This is a genomic window from Campylobacter concisus (assembly GCF_002914195.1).
Taxonomy (GTDB): Bacteria; Campylobacterota; Campylobacteria; order Campylobacterales; family Campylobacteraceae; genus Campylobacter_A; species Campylobacter_A concisus_M.
The window spans coordinates 1-573 of the sequence record NZ_PPAU01000104.1 but is presented as its reverse complement, the minus strand read 5'-3'; the positions used below and the strand labels follow the sequence as shown (position 1 = coordinate 573).

Below are 573 nucleotides of genomic sequence, written 5' to 3'. Positions count from 1 at the left end.
CCTCTATAATGATCTTAAATGATACATTGTCATAGACGTGATCATCTACTCTTAATCTATATTTGCCGTTTGGGATAATATCTATGCTATCTTTTGGGTTGGCTTTTGGCTTCTTTGTAAAAAGCTCTTTAAAAAAACTACCATTAAATTTATAGCCTTTGGATATGCTAAAAACGGGAAAAATAATAGTTCTATCGCCACGCTGTATCAAAAAATCCAAGCCTGCATTGTGAATAGTAACCACCAAGGCATCAAAGCCCACTTTGTTGTCTTTCTCAGCTTCATAGAGGTATATTTCTTTCATCTGATTAGGTTGCAAAGCAAAGAGTATATAAGGGTCTTTAACTATCTCTGGGAAGTTGCCTATTGCTGTAAAGTCAGCTTCTAGTTGAGATATTATCTCTTTTGGAACTAGAAGCTTATGGACCGAGTTATGGCTAAACTCAAAAAATTCATCGTGGGTTTTTAGTTCGAGCATGTTAGTCTAATGCGTGAATTATCACCATAAAAAAGGAAACAATAAAAAAATATATGCCAAAAAATATTACCATATAATTTGCCGTAGGGTCGGTC

General features: G+C 34.6%; 1 protein-coding gene. It reads right to left on the bottom strand.

Features of this window, described 5'->3' with window-relative positions:
* Positions 1 to 478: hypothetical protein (locus CYP28_RS06055; RefSeq protein WP_141090916.1), on the bottom strand; the 478-nt coding region annotated here is incomplete at its 3' end.
* Between the last annotated feature and the right edge of the window lie 95 nt (positions 479 to 573).